Here is a 12,366-nt window from a genome sequence, read left to right on the forward strand (position 1 = left end):
CTCCCCTTGGTATGCCGTGCGGATGCCCGTATTTAACTATACTTAATCCCGTGGAAAACATGGCCGCTGAAGATCGCCGGCGCACGGCAGCCGGTCGACGGCACTCGCCGACGCGCGAGCGACTCCTGCGAGCGATCGAGCGTCTGCCTGATGCGCTGACCGCAGAGCTCGTGGAAGCGACCGGCCTCCATGAGAACACCGTGCGCGGTCACCTCGAGCGGCTGCGGGCCGATGGATACATCCGGCGCGAACAGGACAGGGCCGCGGGGCGTGGACGTCCGGCCTGGCGTTGGCGAGCGGTCGAACCCACCGGTCTGAGTGCTTATGCGGGGCTCGCCGCAACACTGGCCGGTGCGCTCGGGCAGGCCTCGTCGACGCCCTCCGCAGCTGCGAGGAAGGCCGGCATCACCTGGGGGTCACAGCTCGTCGCAGATCGCTCGACGTCCGCTGCGGGCCGCGACTCGCATGATGCCGCAGCCCGCGCACTCGTCGTCGATGTCATGCGCGAACAGGGCTTCGGGCCGGAAGATGACGGTGCAATCGTGCGTCTGCACACCTGTCCGCTGCTTGCAGCAGCTGCAGGCAACACCGCGGTCGTCTGCGCGGTGCATGAGGGAATGGTCGAAGGCATCGCTCGGGCGAACGGCGCTGACCTGGAAAGCAGTCTGACCCCGTTCGCGGACGACGGAGCCTGCGTTCTGCGACTGCGTGCTCGGGCATGAGCGCCGGCATCCGTCGCCGTGCACCATCGTGGCGCCTGATCTGGATGCTGCCCGCCGGTGTCGCGCTGCTTGCGGGCCTGAATGCCGGGCTGCAGCTGATCGGCCTGCCTGCGCCGATCAGTGGATCGCGACTGCCTCAGGTGCACGGGATGCTGCTGACGATCGGGTTCGTCGGAACGCTGATCGCGCTGGAGCGTGCCACTGCCCTCCGCCGGTGGTACGGGTTCATCGCCCCGGCGCTGCTCGGGCTCGGCGGTATTGCACTTCTCATGCCGATCGTGCCCCTGATGGCAGCCAAGGCAGTGCTTGTCGCCGGAGCAGCAGCATTCGTCCTGCTCTACATCCCGCTGTGGCGCCGCCAATATGATGCCGCGCTGCTGACGCAACTGCTGGGCGCAGCTCTCGCGCTGGTGGGAACGCTGCTGTGGCTCGTCCAGGAAGACATGTCACGTGTGCTGGTCTGGATGATCGGGTTCATCGTGCTCACCATTGCCGCGGAGCGCGTCGAGCTCGCGCGCATCACGATGGGGCCGCATGCCGGAGTGCGCCTGCTCGTGCACGGTTGGGTGGTCACGGCCGCGCTGACGGTGAGTGTGGTGCTGCCGGATGCCGGAGCGATTCTGCTCGGCCTTGCTCTGCTGTCGTTGACCGGATGGCTGGTGATTCATGATGTCGCGAGGCGAACGATCCGCTCTACCGGGGTGACACGGTACATGGCCGCCTGCATCCTGGGCGGGTACCTGTGGCTGGCACTCGCCGGCGCTGTGCTGCTGCTCGGACAGCCCGATTCTCAGCCGCGATACGACGCCGTCATACACGCGGTGTTCCTCGGCTATACCTTCTCGATGATCATGGCGCACGCCACGACGATCCTTCCCGCTGTCCTCGGAATCTCACTGCCGTATCGGTCGGCGTTCTGGGTGCCAGCGGTGCTGCTTCATGCCGCGCTGGTCGTGCGGATCTGGATCGGAGACGGACTGGGCATTCCGCTCGGCTGGCAGCTGGGCGGCGCGTTGGGCGTGCTCGCACTCGTGCTGTTCGTGCTCACCGCGTTGGTGAGCGCGATCATAGGCACCGCTCGGAAAGCAGAAGTCCGATGAAGATCGCGACGGCGTCGTCGGATGACATGGCAAAGGCCCCGGCCCGCGGCTTCTGGGCGGCCCGCGATCTGCCGACGGTGATCTGGCTGCTGCTCACGGTGGCAGCAGTGCTCATGCACCGTTCGCTTCCCATCCCGAACTGGCTCATGATTCACCTGCTGCTGTTGGGCGCCGTCACGCACGCGATCCTGGTGTGGAGCCAGTACTTCTCCTTTGCGCTGCTTCGCAGTGCCGCGACGATCGCCGAGCGCCGCACACAGACCGTGCGGTTGGCGCTTTCAAATGCCGGTGCGGCGCTGATCCTCCTAGGCGTTCCGCTGGGAGTGTGGCCGCTTTCGTTGCTCGGTGCGGCCCTGCTGATCACCGCAGTCTCCTGGCATGGCGTGAGTCTGTACCGTCGAGCCAAGCGGAGCATGCCGGGACGCTTCGGGCGCACCATCCGGTTCTACATCGTGGCTGCGGCCCTGCTCGTGGCCGGGGCAGCACTGGGCGGATGGCTCGCTCGGGGAGGGGCCACCCCGAACCTCGTCCTGGCCCATGCACTGCTGAACGTGCTCGGCTGGATCGGGCTCGTCGTCGCAGGCACCGTTGTCACACTGTGGCCGACGATTCTTCGCACCCGCGCTGATGAACACGCCGCGATCGGCGCGGCCCGTGCGCTCCCGCTGCTTGCGCTGGGGGTGCTTGTCGCCGCGGCTGGAGCGGCGCTCGCCTGGTTGCCGATGCTCGCACTCGGACTGCTGGCATACTTCGCCGGTCTCGTCGTCATCGGGGTGTCGCTCTGGCGCGCAGCACGGCAGGCGCCGCCGCGAACCTTCGCCGCACTGTCGGTGGGAATGGCCCTGCTCTGGTGGGCAGGATGTATTGCGGTCCTCATCATCGGCACGGCTGCGGTCAGCAGCAGCGGCAGTGGCATCGCTGGACTGTCACCGATCGTTTCCCAGACCGTGCCCTTCCTCGTTGCCGGGTTTGCGGCACAGGTGCTCCCGGGCGCCCTCAGCTATCTGATCCCCGTGGTCCTCGGGGGCGGCCCGACCCCGGTGCGGGTGGGGACAGCGGCGTTCGACCGGTTCGGAGCGCTGCGGGTGGCGACGGCGAATGCTGCGCTGGTGGTGTGCGCGCTGCCGGTATCTTCTCTGATGCGGGTGGCAGCATCCATCCTGTACCTCGTGGCGATGGCATCGTTCCTCGTGATCATGCTGATCGCGATGCGTGCTCAGCGGCGCGCCAAAGCCGCGCATCAGCGATTGGGCAAGGCCCGCCGGGGTCCGATCGTTCCGGAAGGTGCCCAGCAGCCAGGACACCGGGCTGGGCAGGCCATCGCCGGGCTGATCGCTGTCGTGCTCACCGTCGCGGTGTGTGCGGTGATCGATCCGTTGGCGATCGGCTGGGGCGCTCAGGCTTCCGATGATGCGGATGCGCCGGTTCAGGTGGTGCAGGTGGAGGCCGCGGATATGCGCTTCACGCCGGATGTCATCGAGGTGGCGGTGGGTACGCGACTGGTGATCGAGATGACCAACACCGATGAGGCGCAGGTGCATGATCTTCTCCTCGAGAACGGTACCGGCGGCACGCGTCTCGCACCCGGTGAATCGGAGCAGATCGATGTCGGTGTGATCACCGAGGACATCGATGGGTGGTGCTCGATCATCGGGCACCGGCAGATGGGCATGACGCTCTCGATCATCGCTGTCGGTGCGGGCGAATCGGACTCCGCAGGCGAATCGGACCCCGCAGGCGACAACGCGCATGATCACGCGGCGATGGATGACGCCGGCCGTATGGGCATGGATGCCACACCGGCAGAAGGCTTCCGGCCGTATGACGCGCTCCTGCCGGCATTACCCGCAGCCGACGGCCCGACCACGCACCAGGTCACGCTGACGGTGCAAGACACCGTCATGGAAGTCGCGCCAGGAATCACGCAGACGCTGTGGACGTACAACGGGACCGCACCTGGCCCCACGCTGCACGGCAGAGTGGGCGACACGTTCGAGGTGACTCTCGTGAACGATGGGTCGATGGGGCATTCGATCGATTTCCATGCCGGCGCGCTCGCTCCCGATGAACCGATGCGCACGATCGCGCCAGGGGAGAGGCTCACCTACACCTTCACCGCGACCCGCTCAGGGATCTGGATGTATCACTGCTCCACAATGCCGATGACGGCGCACATCGCCAACGGAATGTTCGGCGCCGTCGTGATCGAGCCCGCAGATCTGGCATCTGTCGGTCGCAGCTACGTGCTGATCCAGAACGAGTTCTACCTCGGCGACCACGCTGGCGGAGAAGTCGACGTCGAGGCTCTGGCGGAGGAGAAGCCCGATCTGGTCGTCTTCAATGGTTATGCGAATCAGTACGACCACGCGCCGCTGCCGGCGAAGGTCGGCGAGCGTGTGCGGATATGGGTTCTGGATGCCGGGCCCAACCGTGCGTCGAGCTTCCACGTCGTCGGCGGTCAGTTCGATACCGTCTGGTCAGAGGGGCGCTATCTCATCGATCATGCGGTTGACACCGGATCCCAGGCGCTGTCGCTGCTGCCCGCTCAGGGCGGATTCGTTGAGCTCGCCTTTCCCGAGGCCGGGCACTACCCCTTCGTCTCGCACATCATGATCGATGCCGAGCGTGGCGCTCATGGCGTCTTCGAAGTCACACGGTGAAAGATCGGCCCACCCGGAGCGCGGGGACGCTAGCGTGGAGATATGACCGCCGCAGCCAAAGCCCAGACCCTCCTCGCTCTGTATGACGCACCGGAGATCCTCCGTGTGGTGAATGTGTGGGATGTGATCTCTGCCAAAGCCATCACGGCTCTGCCCGAGACGACAGCGCTCGCCACCGCCGGTCACTCGATCGCCGCAACCTTCGGCTACCCGGATGGGCAGATTCCCCGCGAGCTGATGATCGACATGGTCGGGCGGATCGCAGCATCCACCGAGCTTCCGGTCAGCGCAGATCTCGACGACGGCTACGACGATGCGGGGGAGACCACCAGGTTGGCGATCGCCGCCGGAATCGTCGGCGCGAACGTCGAAGATCGCCTCAAGCCGCTGGCAGAATCCGTCGCGGTTGTCGAGGCGATCGTCAAGGCTGGTGAAGCCGAGGGAGTGCCGTTCGTTCTCAACGCACGTACCGATGCGTTCGTCCGCGCGGGTGGCCGTCCGGTCGAGGAGAGCATCGCTGACGCGATCGAACGCGGACGCGCGTTCCTGGATGCAGGAGCTGCAAGCGTCTTCGTCCCCGGCATTCTCAATGCCGATGTCACCCGCCAGCTCGTGGAGGGAATCGGCCAGCGAAAAGTCAGCGTCATCGGCCTGCCTGGCGCCCTCACTGCCGCAGAGTACGAGGCGCTCGGCGTCGCACGGATCTCCTACGGTCCGACGACTCAGCGCGTCGCGCTCACCGCACTTCAGGACGTGGCATCCAGCCTGTATCTCGACGGCGTGATCCCGGAGAACACGCGCGCACTCAACTGACACCGCCCCGGGTCACTAGACTTGACGCGTGGTCACTCGTCTCTCGAAATTCTTCCTCCGTACGCTCCGTGAAGACCCCGCCGAAGCGGAGGTCACCAGTCACAGGCTGCTGCTCCGTGCCGGCTACATCCGGCGGCAGGCTGCCGGTATCTTCGCCTGGCTTCCGCTCGGCCTTCGGGTAAAGGCGAAGATCGAGACGGTCGTCCGCGAGGAGATGGCGAACGCGGGCGCCCAGGAAGTCCACTTCCCGGCGCTGATGCCGCGTGAAGCATATGAGGCGACCGGTCGCTGGGATGAGTACGGTGATCTCCTGTTCCGTCTTCAGGACCGCAAGGGTGGCGACTACCTGCTCGCACCGACGCATGAAGAGGCTTTCACTCTCCTCGTCAAGGATCTGTACTCCTCGTACAAGGATCTGCCGCTGACACTCTTCCAGATTCAGGACAAGTACCGCGATGAGGCACGGCCGCGCGCCGGGCTGCTGCGCGGACGCGAGTTCACGATGAAGGACGCCTACTCCTTCGATGCTTCCGATGAGGGCCTGGAAGTTTCCTATATGGCGCAGCGCGACGCTTATGAGCGCATTTTTCAGCGTCTCGGCCTGGAGTACGTGATCGTGCAGGCGGATGCCGGCGCGATGGGTGGGTCTCGTAGCGAGGAGTTCCTGCACCCCACACCTGTCGGTGAAGACACCTTCGTCCGCAGCGCGGGCGGGTATGCAGCGAACGTTGAAGCGTTCACAACCGCGGTGCCGGATGCTGTGCCGTTCGACGACGCCGAAGCCGCTACGATCTTCGACTCGCCGAATACCCCGACGATCGAGACGTTGGTCGAGCACTCCAACGCCGTCCTTGATGGCGAGTACACCGCAGCAGACACACTCAAGAACGTCGTACTCGCTTTGACGCACCTCGACGGCACGCGTGAGCTCGTCATCGTCGGCATTCCCGGTGACCGCGAGGTCGACCAGAAGCGTGCCGAGGTAGCCTTCGCGCCAGCTGAGGTGTCGACAGCAACAGATGAAGACTTCGAGAACAACCCGCTGCTGGTCAAGGGGTACATCGGGCCCTGGTCGCCCACAGGAGCGGTGCTCGGCGAAGAGTCGGCCACCGGGATTCGCTACCTCGTCGACCCTCGGGTCTCTGAAGGAACCCGCTGGATCACCGGGGCGAACATCGATCAGAAGCATGCCTACTCGGTCATCGCTGGTCGTGACTTCGAAGCCGACGGCATCGTTGAGATCGCGAACGTCCGCGATGGCGACCCGGCACCCGACGGCTCGGGACCCGTTTCGCTCGCGCGCGGAATGGAAATCGGCCATGTCTTCCAGCTCGGCCGCAAGTACGCCGAAGCTCTCGGGCTCAAGGTGCTCAACGAAAACGGCAAGCTCGTCACCGTCACCATGGGCTCTTACGGCATCGGGGTGACCCGCATCCTCGCGATCATCGCTGAGCTGAACAACGACGATAAGGGCCTGATCTGGCCGACATCCGTTTCGCCCTTCGACGTGCACCTCGTCGCCGCCGGTCGCGACCAGATCGCCTACGACGTCGCCGAAGACATCGCCAAGCAGCTGGAACAGGCGCGTCTGGACGTGCTCTACGATGACCGACCCAAGGTCTCACCGGGTGTGAAGTTCGGCGACGCGGAACTGGTGGGAATTCCCCGCGTCCTCGTCGTGGGGCGCGGTGCCGCAGAGGGCCAGGTCGAGCTGTGGAACCGCAGCACGGGGGAGCGCGAGGCGCTCTCGGTCGACGAGGCGATCGCGAAGCTGAAGGGCTGATCATGACCCCTGAGCAGTCCGACCTCACCGTGGCGGTCGATGCGCTCCTGACCGAATCCGGCATCACGCGCAACCGTGCGTTGATCCGCCGGATCGTCACGACCGGCATCCGGCTCGGGCAAGAAGGCACCGATCGTCTCGATCTGAAGATCGCCTCCGCGGCGATCGTCGAGATGCACGATGCGTTCCGCCTGTTCCAGCCCTACGCGGACGTGCCGAAGGTGACTGTGTTCGGTTCGGCGCGCACGCAGCAGGACGACCCGCTCTACAAACAGGCTCGTGACGTCACCGCCGTGCTCGCCGAACGAGGCTGGATGGTCGTCACCGGGGCAGGGCCTGGCATCATGCAGGCTGCCGCAGAGGGCGCCGGCGAGAAGATGGCGCTCGGAGTGTCTATCCAGCTGCCGTTCGAAGAGAAGCCGAACGCGGTTGTCGCCAAAGACACGCATTCGGTAGAGATGAAGTATTTCTTCACACGCAAGCTCATGCTCGTCAAGGAATCCACCGGCTTCATCTGTCTTCCTGGCGGTTTCGGCACGATGGACGAGATGTTCGAGTTGCTCACGCTGCAGCAGACCGGCAAAGCAGAGCCAATGCCGATCGTTCTTCTGGATCAGGCTGGCGGTTCCTTCTGGAAGGGACTCGACCGATTCGTGAACGAGTCGCTCATCCCTGCTGGTGTCATCTCAGCAGACGACTTCGACCGCGTGCTCGTCACAGATTCTGCTGAAGCTGCTGTCGCTGAAATCACGGGGTTCTGGCGCAACTATGACTCGCTGCGCTGGGTCGATGACGTGCTGCTGCTGCGGTTGAAGAACACGCCGACCGATGCCGAAGTCGAAGCGCTCAACGCCGAGTTCGGGCATCTCATCGTCGATGGCGGCATCACCGTGACCGCCGCAGTACCGGCAGAAGTCGAAGACAACGATCGCATCGACCTGCCGCGATTGGCGCTGCGTCTGCGCCAGCGCGAGGTCGGCGGGCTCTACCGGCTCATCGCCGCGATCAACGCACTCGGCACCGCGCACACCGACGGCTGACTGACACCTCGCGCCAGAGCGGGTATCGTAGTACGGTGCCGCGCGTGCAGGATGCTGCGGCGAGAGCTGAATAGGGAGGCCGTTATGGAGATCGAACTGGGGCTGCTGCGCGGAATCGAGAAGGAGAAGGCTATCCCCTTCGACGAACTCGTCGCGATCATCGAGCAGGCCGTCCTGACGGCATACGGAAAGCATGTCTCTGAAGACGGCGCCGTTCCCGCAGGCGTTCGCGTCGAACTCGACCGCAAGACCGGCCACGTCGCCGTGCTTCAGCCGGTCACCGACGAAGAAGGCGCCATCATCGGCGAGGAGGATGCGACTCCGAGCGACTTCGGGCGCATCGGAGCATTCGCCGCGAAGCAGGTCATCAGCCAGCGGCTGCGCGACATCGCCGACGACGTCGTGCTCGGCGATTTCAAGGACAAGGAAGGCGACATCGTCGCTGGTGTCGTCCAGCAGGGGCCCAACCCGCGCATGATCCACGTCGATCTGGGTTCGGTCGAGGCGATTCTTCCGCCCGAGGAGCAGGTGCCGGGCGAGGAGTACACGCATGGGTCTCGCCTGCGCGTCTACGTCACCGCTGTCGCTAAGGGGCTCAAGGGCCCGCAGATCACGGTGTCCCGCACTCACCCGGGCCTGGTGCGCAAGCTGTTCGCGCTGGAGGTTCCGGAGATCGCTGCCGGTCTCGTCGAGATCGTGTCGCTCGCACGTGAAGCAGGGCACCGCACCAAGATCGCGGTGAAGGCGAATGACCCGGCGATCAACGCCAAGGGCGCCTGCATCGGAGAGATGGGACGCCGTGTGCGTGCCGTCACCGAAGAACTCGCGGGGGAGAAGATCGACATCGTTGATCACGACGTCGACCTTGCCACGTTCGTCGCCCATGCGCTTTCGCCGGCCAAGGTGACAAGCTCCTTCGTGTTGGATGCCAACACGAAGGCCGTTCGCGCACTGGTTCCCGACTACCAGCTGTCGTTGGCGATCGGCAAGGAAGGTCAAAACGCTCGTCTGGCCGCCAAGCTCACCGGCGCGAAGATCGACATCCAACCTGACAGCATCCTCGACGAGTAGCGGGCGAGTCGAAATCGCTCGCCGCCCAGAGGTGTAAGATGGAACCCGTACGAACATGCGTTGGCTGTCGCGTGCGTGCTTCCCGAGCCGCTCTGTTGAGAGTGGTGGTTCACAACGAAATCCTCATTATTGATGACGACGCTGTGATGCCCGGGAGAGGCGCGTGGCTGCATCCGACGCAAGATTGTGCAGAAGCCGCATTGCGGCGTCGCGCATTTGCGCGAGCACTCCGTGTGTCCAGTTCTTTGGATACGCAGACCATCGAGAAACGGCTAAATGGCTATGGAAAAAAAGTGAACGGCTCAAAATGAGACCCGTCCGCAACTAGTGGTCTGCCCTGCCTGGGTAGACCAACCCAGACAGGAGAATTGTGGCTGCCAAACCACGCGTACACGAGATTGCCGCTGAACTCGGCGTCGACAGTAAGTTCGCACTCGCGAAATTGAAGGAAATCGGCGAATTCGTCAAGAGTCCTTCTTCCACCATCGAGCCGCCCGTGGCTCGTAAGCTCCGTGCTGCCATTGAGGCAGACGCGGCAGCGAAGCCCAAGGCTGAAGAAAAGCCCGCTGCGGCAAAGGCGACTGACGCCAAGTCCGGTGCGGCCAAGCCCGGCCCGAAGGCTCCGACCCCTGGGCCCAAGCCCGGCCCGAAGCCGAAGCCCGCACCTGAGCCTGCTCCTGCGGAGCCCGCACCCGCGGCACCCGCACCCGCACCCGCGGCACCGGAAGCAGAAAAGCCTGCCGCGGCTCCCGCGCCTGCAGCAGACAACCCTGCTGACGGCGACGCAGCACCCAAGCCCGGCGCACCGCGACCGGGCAACAACCCGTTCTCCTCGTCGCAGGGTATGGGACAGCGTCCGGCCGGCCCACGCCCCGGAAACAACCCCTTCGCCTCAGCGCAGGGCATGGGACAGCGCCCGACTCCGGGCAACATTCCTCGCCCGCAGGCTCCGCGTCCTGGCGCTCCGCGCCCGGGAGCACCTCGTCCCGGCTCTCCCCGTCCCGGCGCCCCTCGTGGCGGTCAGGGCGGTCGTCCCGGTGGTGCACCGTTCCAGCAGCGTCCTGGCGGTCCCGGTCGTCCCGGTGGTGCAGGTCCCGCAGCTGGGCCCGGCGCACGTCCAGGCGGCGGCTTCGCAGGTCGCCCCGGTGGCGGCGGTGGCCGTGGCCGTGGACCTGGCGGCGGAACCGCAGGTGCCTTCGGTAAGGGTGGCGGCAAGTCCAAGCAGCGCAAGTCGCGTAGGGCGAAGCGGCAAGAGTTTGAAATGCGGTCTGCACCGATCGTCGGTGGCGTCAACGTCACCCGCGGCAACGGTGAGATCATCCGCATGCGCCGCGGCGCTTCGATCGCAGACTTCGCTGACAAGATCGAGACGCTGACCGGCTACACGGTTCAGCCAGGAACCCTGGTGACGATCCTCTTCAACCTCGGCGAGATGGCTACGGCCACCGAGTCGCTGGATGAGGCGACGTTCGAGGTTCTCGGTGTCGAGCTGGGCTACAAGATCCAGATGGTCTCGCCCGAGGACGAAGACAAGGAGCTCCTGGAGGGCTTCGGTCTCGACCTGGACAAGGAGCTGGAGGAGGAGAGCGAGGACGACCTCGAGATCCGCCCGCCAGTGGTCACGGTCATGGGTCACGTCGACCACGGTAAGACCCGCCTTCTTGACGCGATTCGCAAGACGAACGTCATCGAGGGTGAGGCCGGTGGCATCACCCAGCACATCGGTGCGTACCAGGTCTGGACCGAGCACGAGAACATCGAGCGCGCGATCACCTTCATTGACACCCCGGGTCACGAGGCGTTCACCGCCATGCGTGCTCGTGGTGCGCAGGTCACCGACCTCGCAATCCTGGTGGTTGCAGCAGACGACGGCATCATGCCGCAGACGGTTGAGGCGTTGAACCACGCCCAGGCCGCCGGCGTCCCGATCGTTGTCGCGGTGAACAAGGTTGACAAGCCGGCAGCGAACCCTGCCAAGGTGCGTCAGCAGCTCACCGAGTACGGTCTGGTCGCAGAGGAGTTCGGTGGAGACGTCATGTTCGTCGACGTCTCGGCACGCCAGGGCACCGGTATCCAGGAGCTCCTGGACGCTGTGCTGCTCGTCGCTGACGCAGGTCTTGACCTGACGGCGAACCCGAACAAGTCTGCTCGTGGTGTCGCCATTGAGGCGAAGCTCGACAAGGGCCGTGGATCGATCGCAACAGTGCTCATCCAGTCGGGAACCCTGCGCATCGGTGACTCGATCGTGGCGGGAACCGCTTATGGCCGCGTCCGCGCCATGCTCGACGAGAACGGCGATGCAGTCGAAGAGGCTGCACCGTCGCGCCCGGTGCAGGTGCAGGGTCTGAACTCCGTGCCTCGTGCCGGCGACGTCTTCATCGTCACTGAGGAAGACCGCATGGCACGTCAGATCGCTGAGAAGCGTGAAGCCGTTGAGCGCAACGCTCTGCTGGCGAAGGCGCGCAAGCGCATCTCGCTTGAGGACTTCACCCGTGCGCTCGAAGAGGGCAAGGTCGAAACGCTCAACCTCATCATCAAGGGTGACGTTTCTGGTGCTGTTGAAGCGCTGGAGGAGTCGCTGCTCAAGATCGAGGTCGACGACACGGTCCAGCTGCGCATCATCCACCGTGGTGTTGGTGCAGTGACCGAGTCCGACGTGAACCTGGCGACGATCGATAACGCGATCATCGTTGGATTCAACGTTCGCCCTGACCCCAAGGCTCGTGAAGCTGCGGCGCGTGAAGGTGTGGATGTCCGGTTCTACTCGGTCATCTACTCCGCGATCGACGAGATCGAGAGCTCCCTCAAGGGCATGCTCAAGCCGGAGTTCGAAGAGGTCAAGTCGGGTGTCGCCGAGATCCGCGAGGTGTTCCGCTCCTCGAAGGTCGGCAACATCGCCGGTGTCATCGTCCGCTCCGGTACGATCACGCGTAACGCCAAGGCTCGTGTCATCCGTGACGGTGTCGTACTCGCCGATGGCTTGGCCATCGAGTCGCTGCGCCGCTTCAAGGACGACGTCACCGAGGTTCGTACCGACTACGAAGCCGGTATCGGTCTGGGTAAGTTCAACGACATCCAGATCGGCGACGAGATCGAGACCACAGAACTGGTCGAGAAGCCTCGCGGCTGATCTGATCGATTGATGAGGGGCGCCTGCGGGCGCCCCTCATTGCTCAC

Annotated in this window: 9 protein-coding genes; all 9 read left to right on the forward strand. The window is 64.8% G+C overall.

Going from position 1 to position 12,366, the window contains the following annotated elements; translation table 11 throughout:
• The first annotated feature begins 59 nt into the window (after positions 1 to 59).
• The 9 genes from ACSS7Z_RS06475 to infB all read left to right on the forward strand — a co-directional run bounded on the left by ACSS7Z_RS06475 (position 60) and on the right by infB (position 12,319).
• Positions 60 to 722 (forward strand): helix-turn-helix transcriptional regulator, encoded by a 663-nt coding sequence (locus ACSS7Z_RS06475; RefSeq protein WP_438253714.1) that lies wholly within the window; start codon positions 60 to 62, stop codon positions 720 to 722.
• Positions 719 to 1,822, forward strand: coding sequence for a DUF8744 domain-containing protein (locus ACSS7Z_RS06480; protein ID WP_438253657.1), 1,104 nt, complete (start codon positions 719 to 721; stop codon positions 1,820 to 1,822). The genes ACSS7Z_RS06475 and ACSS7Z_RS06480 overlap by 4 nt, the downstream gene beginning before the upstream one ends.
• On the forward strand, positions 1,819 to 4,482 hold the full coding sequence (locus ACSS7Z_RS06485; RefSeq protein ID WP_438253658.1) for a multicopper oxidase domain-containing protein: 2,664 nt from the start codon (positions 1,819 to 1,821) through the stop codon (positions 4,480 to 4,482). The genes ACSS7Z_RS06480 and ACSS7Z_RS06485 overlap by 4 nt, the downstream gene beginning before the upstream one ends.
• Before the next feature lie 42 nt (positions 4,483 to 4,524).
• Positions 4,525 to 5,295, forward strand: coding sequence for an isocitrate lyase/PEP mutase family protein (locus ACSS7Z_RS06490; RefSeq protein WP_438253659.1), 771 nt, complete (start codon positions 4,525 to 4,527; stop codon positions 5,293 to 5,295).
• A 28-nt stretch (positions 5,296 to 5,323) separates the two neighbouring features.
• Entirely contained in the window at positions 5,324 to 7,078 is a 1,755-nt protein-coding gene (locus tag ACSS7Z_RS06495; protein WP_438253660.1) for a proline--tRNA ligase, read from the forward strand.
• A 2-nt stretch (positions 7,079 to 7,080) separates the two neighbouring features.
• A complete protein-coding gene (locus tag ACSS7Z_RS06500) occupies positions 7,081 to 8,118 on the forward strand; it encodes an LOG family protein (protein WP_438253661.1) in 1,038 nt (345 codons plus the stop codon).
• A gap of 84 nt (positions 8,119 to 8,202) precedes the next feature.
• The gene (gene nusA, locus ACSS7Z_RS06505; protein ID WP_438253662.1) at positions 8,203 to 9,189 is read left to right on the forward strand and encodes a transcription termination factor NusA; all 987 of its coding nucleotides are present in this window, start codon (positions 8,203 to 8,205) and stop codon (positions 9,187 to 9,189) included.
• A gap of 38 nt (positions 9,190 to 9,227) precedes the next feature.
• A complete protein-coding gene (locus tag ACSS7Z_RS06510; RefSeq protein WP_438253663.1) occupies positions 9,228 to 9,500 on the forward strand; it encodes a YlxR family protein in 273 nt (90 codons plus the stop codon).
• A gap of 59 nt (positions 9,501 to 9,559) precedes the next feature.
• Positions 9,560 to 12,319: a translation initiation factor IF-2 gene (gene infB, locus ACSS7Z_RS06515; protein WP_438253664.1), complete on the forward strand. Its 2,760-nt coding sequence runs from the start codon at positions 9,560 to 9,562 to the stop codon at positions 12,317 to 12,319.
• Positions 12,320 to 12,366: the final 47 nt, after the last annotated feature.

The sequence above is a fragment of the Microbacterium wangyouchuni genome (assembly GCF_051546305.1).
Classification (GTDB): domain Bacteria; phylum Actinomycetota; class Actinomycetes; order Actinomycetales; family Microbacteriaceae; genus Microbacterium.

Bases quoted from the DNA above. Each gene is read 5' to 3' on its own strand.
- ACSS7Z_RS06475 (WP_438253714.1), top strand. From the start codon at position 60: ATGGCCGCTGAAGATCGCCGGCGCACGGCAGCCGGTCGACGGCACTCG.
- ACSS7Z_RS06490 (WP_438253659.1), top strand. From the start codon at position 4,525: ATGACCGCCGCAGCCAAAGCCCAGACCCTCCTCGCTCTGTATGACGCA.
- ACSS7Z_RS06510 (WP_438253663.1), top strand. From the start codon at position 9,228: ATGGAACCCGTACGAACATGCGTTGGCTGTCGCGTGCGTGCTTCCCGA.
- ACSS7Z_RS06500 (WP_438253661.1), top strand. From the start codon at position 7,081: ATGACCCCTGAGCAGTCCGACCTCACCGTGGCGGTCGATGCGCTCCTG.
- ACSS7Z_RS06485 (WP_438253658.1), top strand. From the start codon at position 1,819: ATGAAGATCGCGACGGCGTCGTCGGATGACATGGCAAAGGCCCCGGCC.
- nusA (WP_438253662.1), top strand. From the start codon at position 8,203: ATGGAGATCGAACTGGGGCTGCTGCGCGGAATCGAGAAGGAGAAGGCT.
- ACSS7Z_RS06480 (WP_438253657.1), top strand. From the start codon at position 719: ATGAGCGCCGGCATCCGTCGCCGTGCACCATCGTGGCGCCTGATCTGG.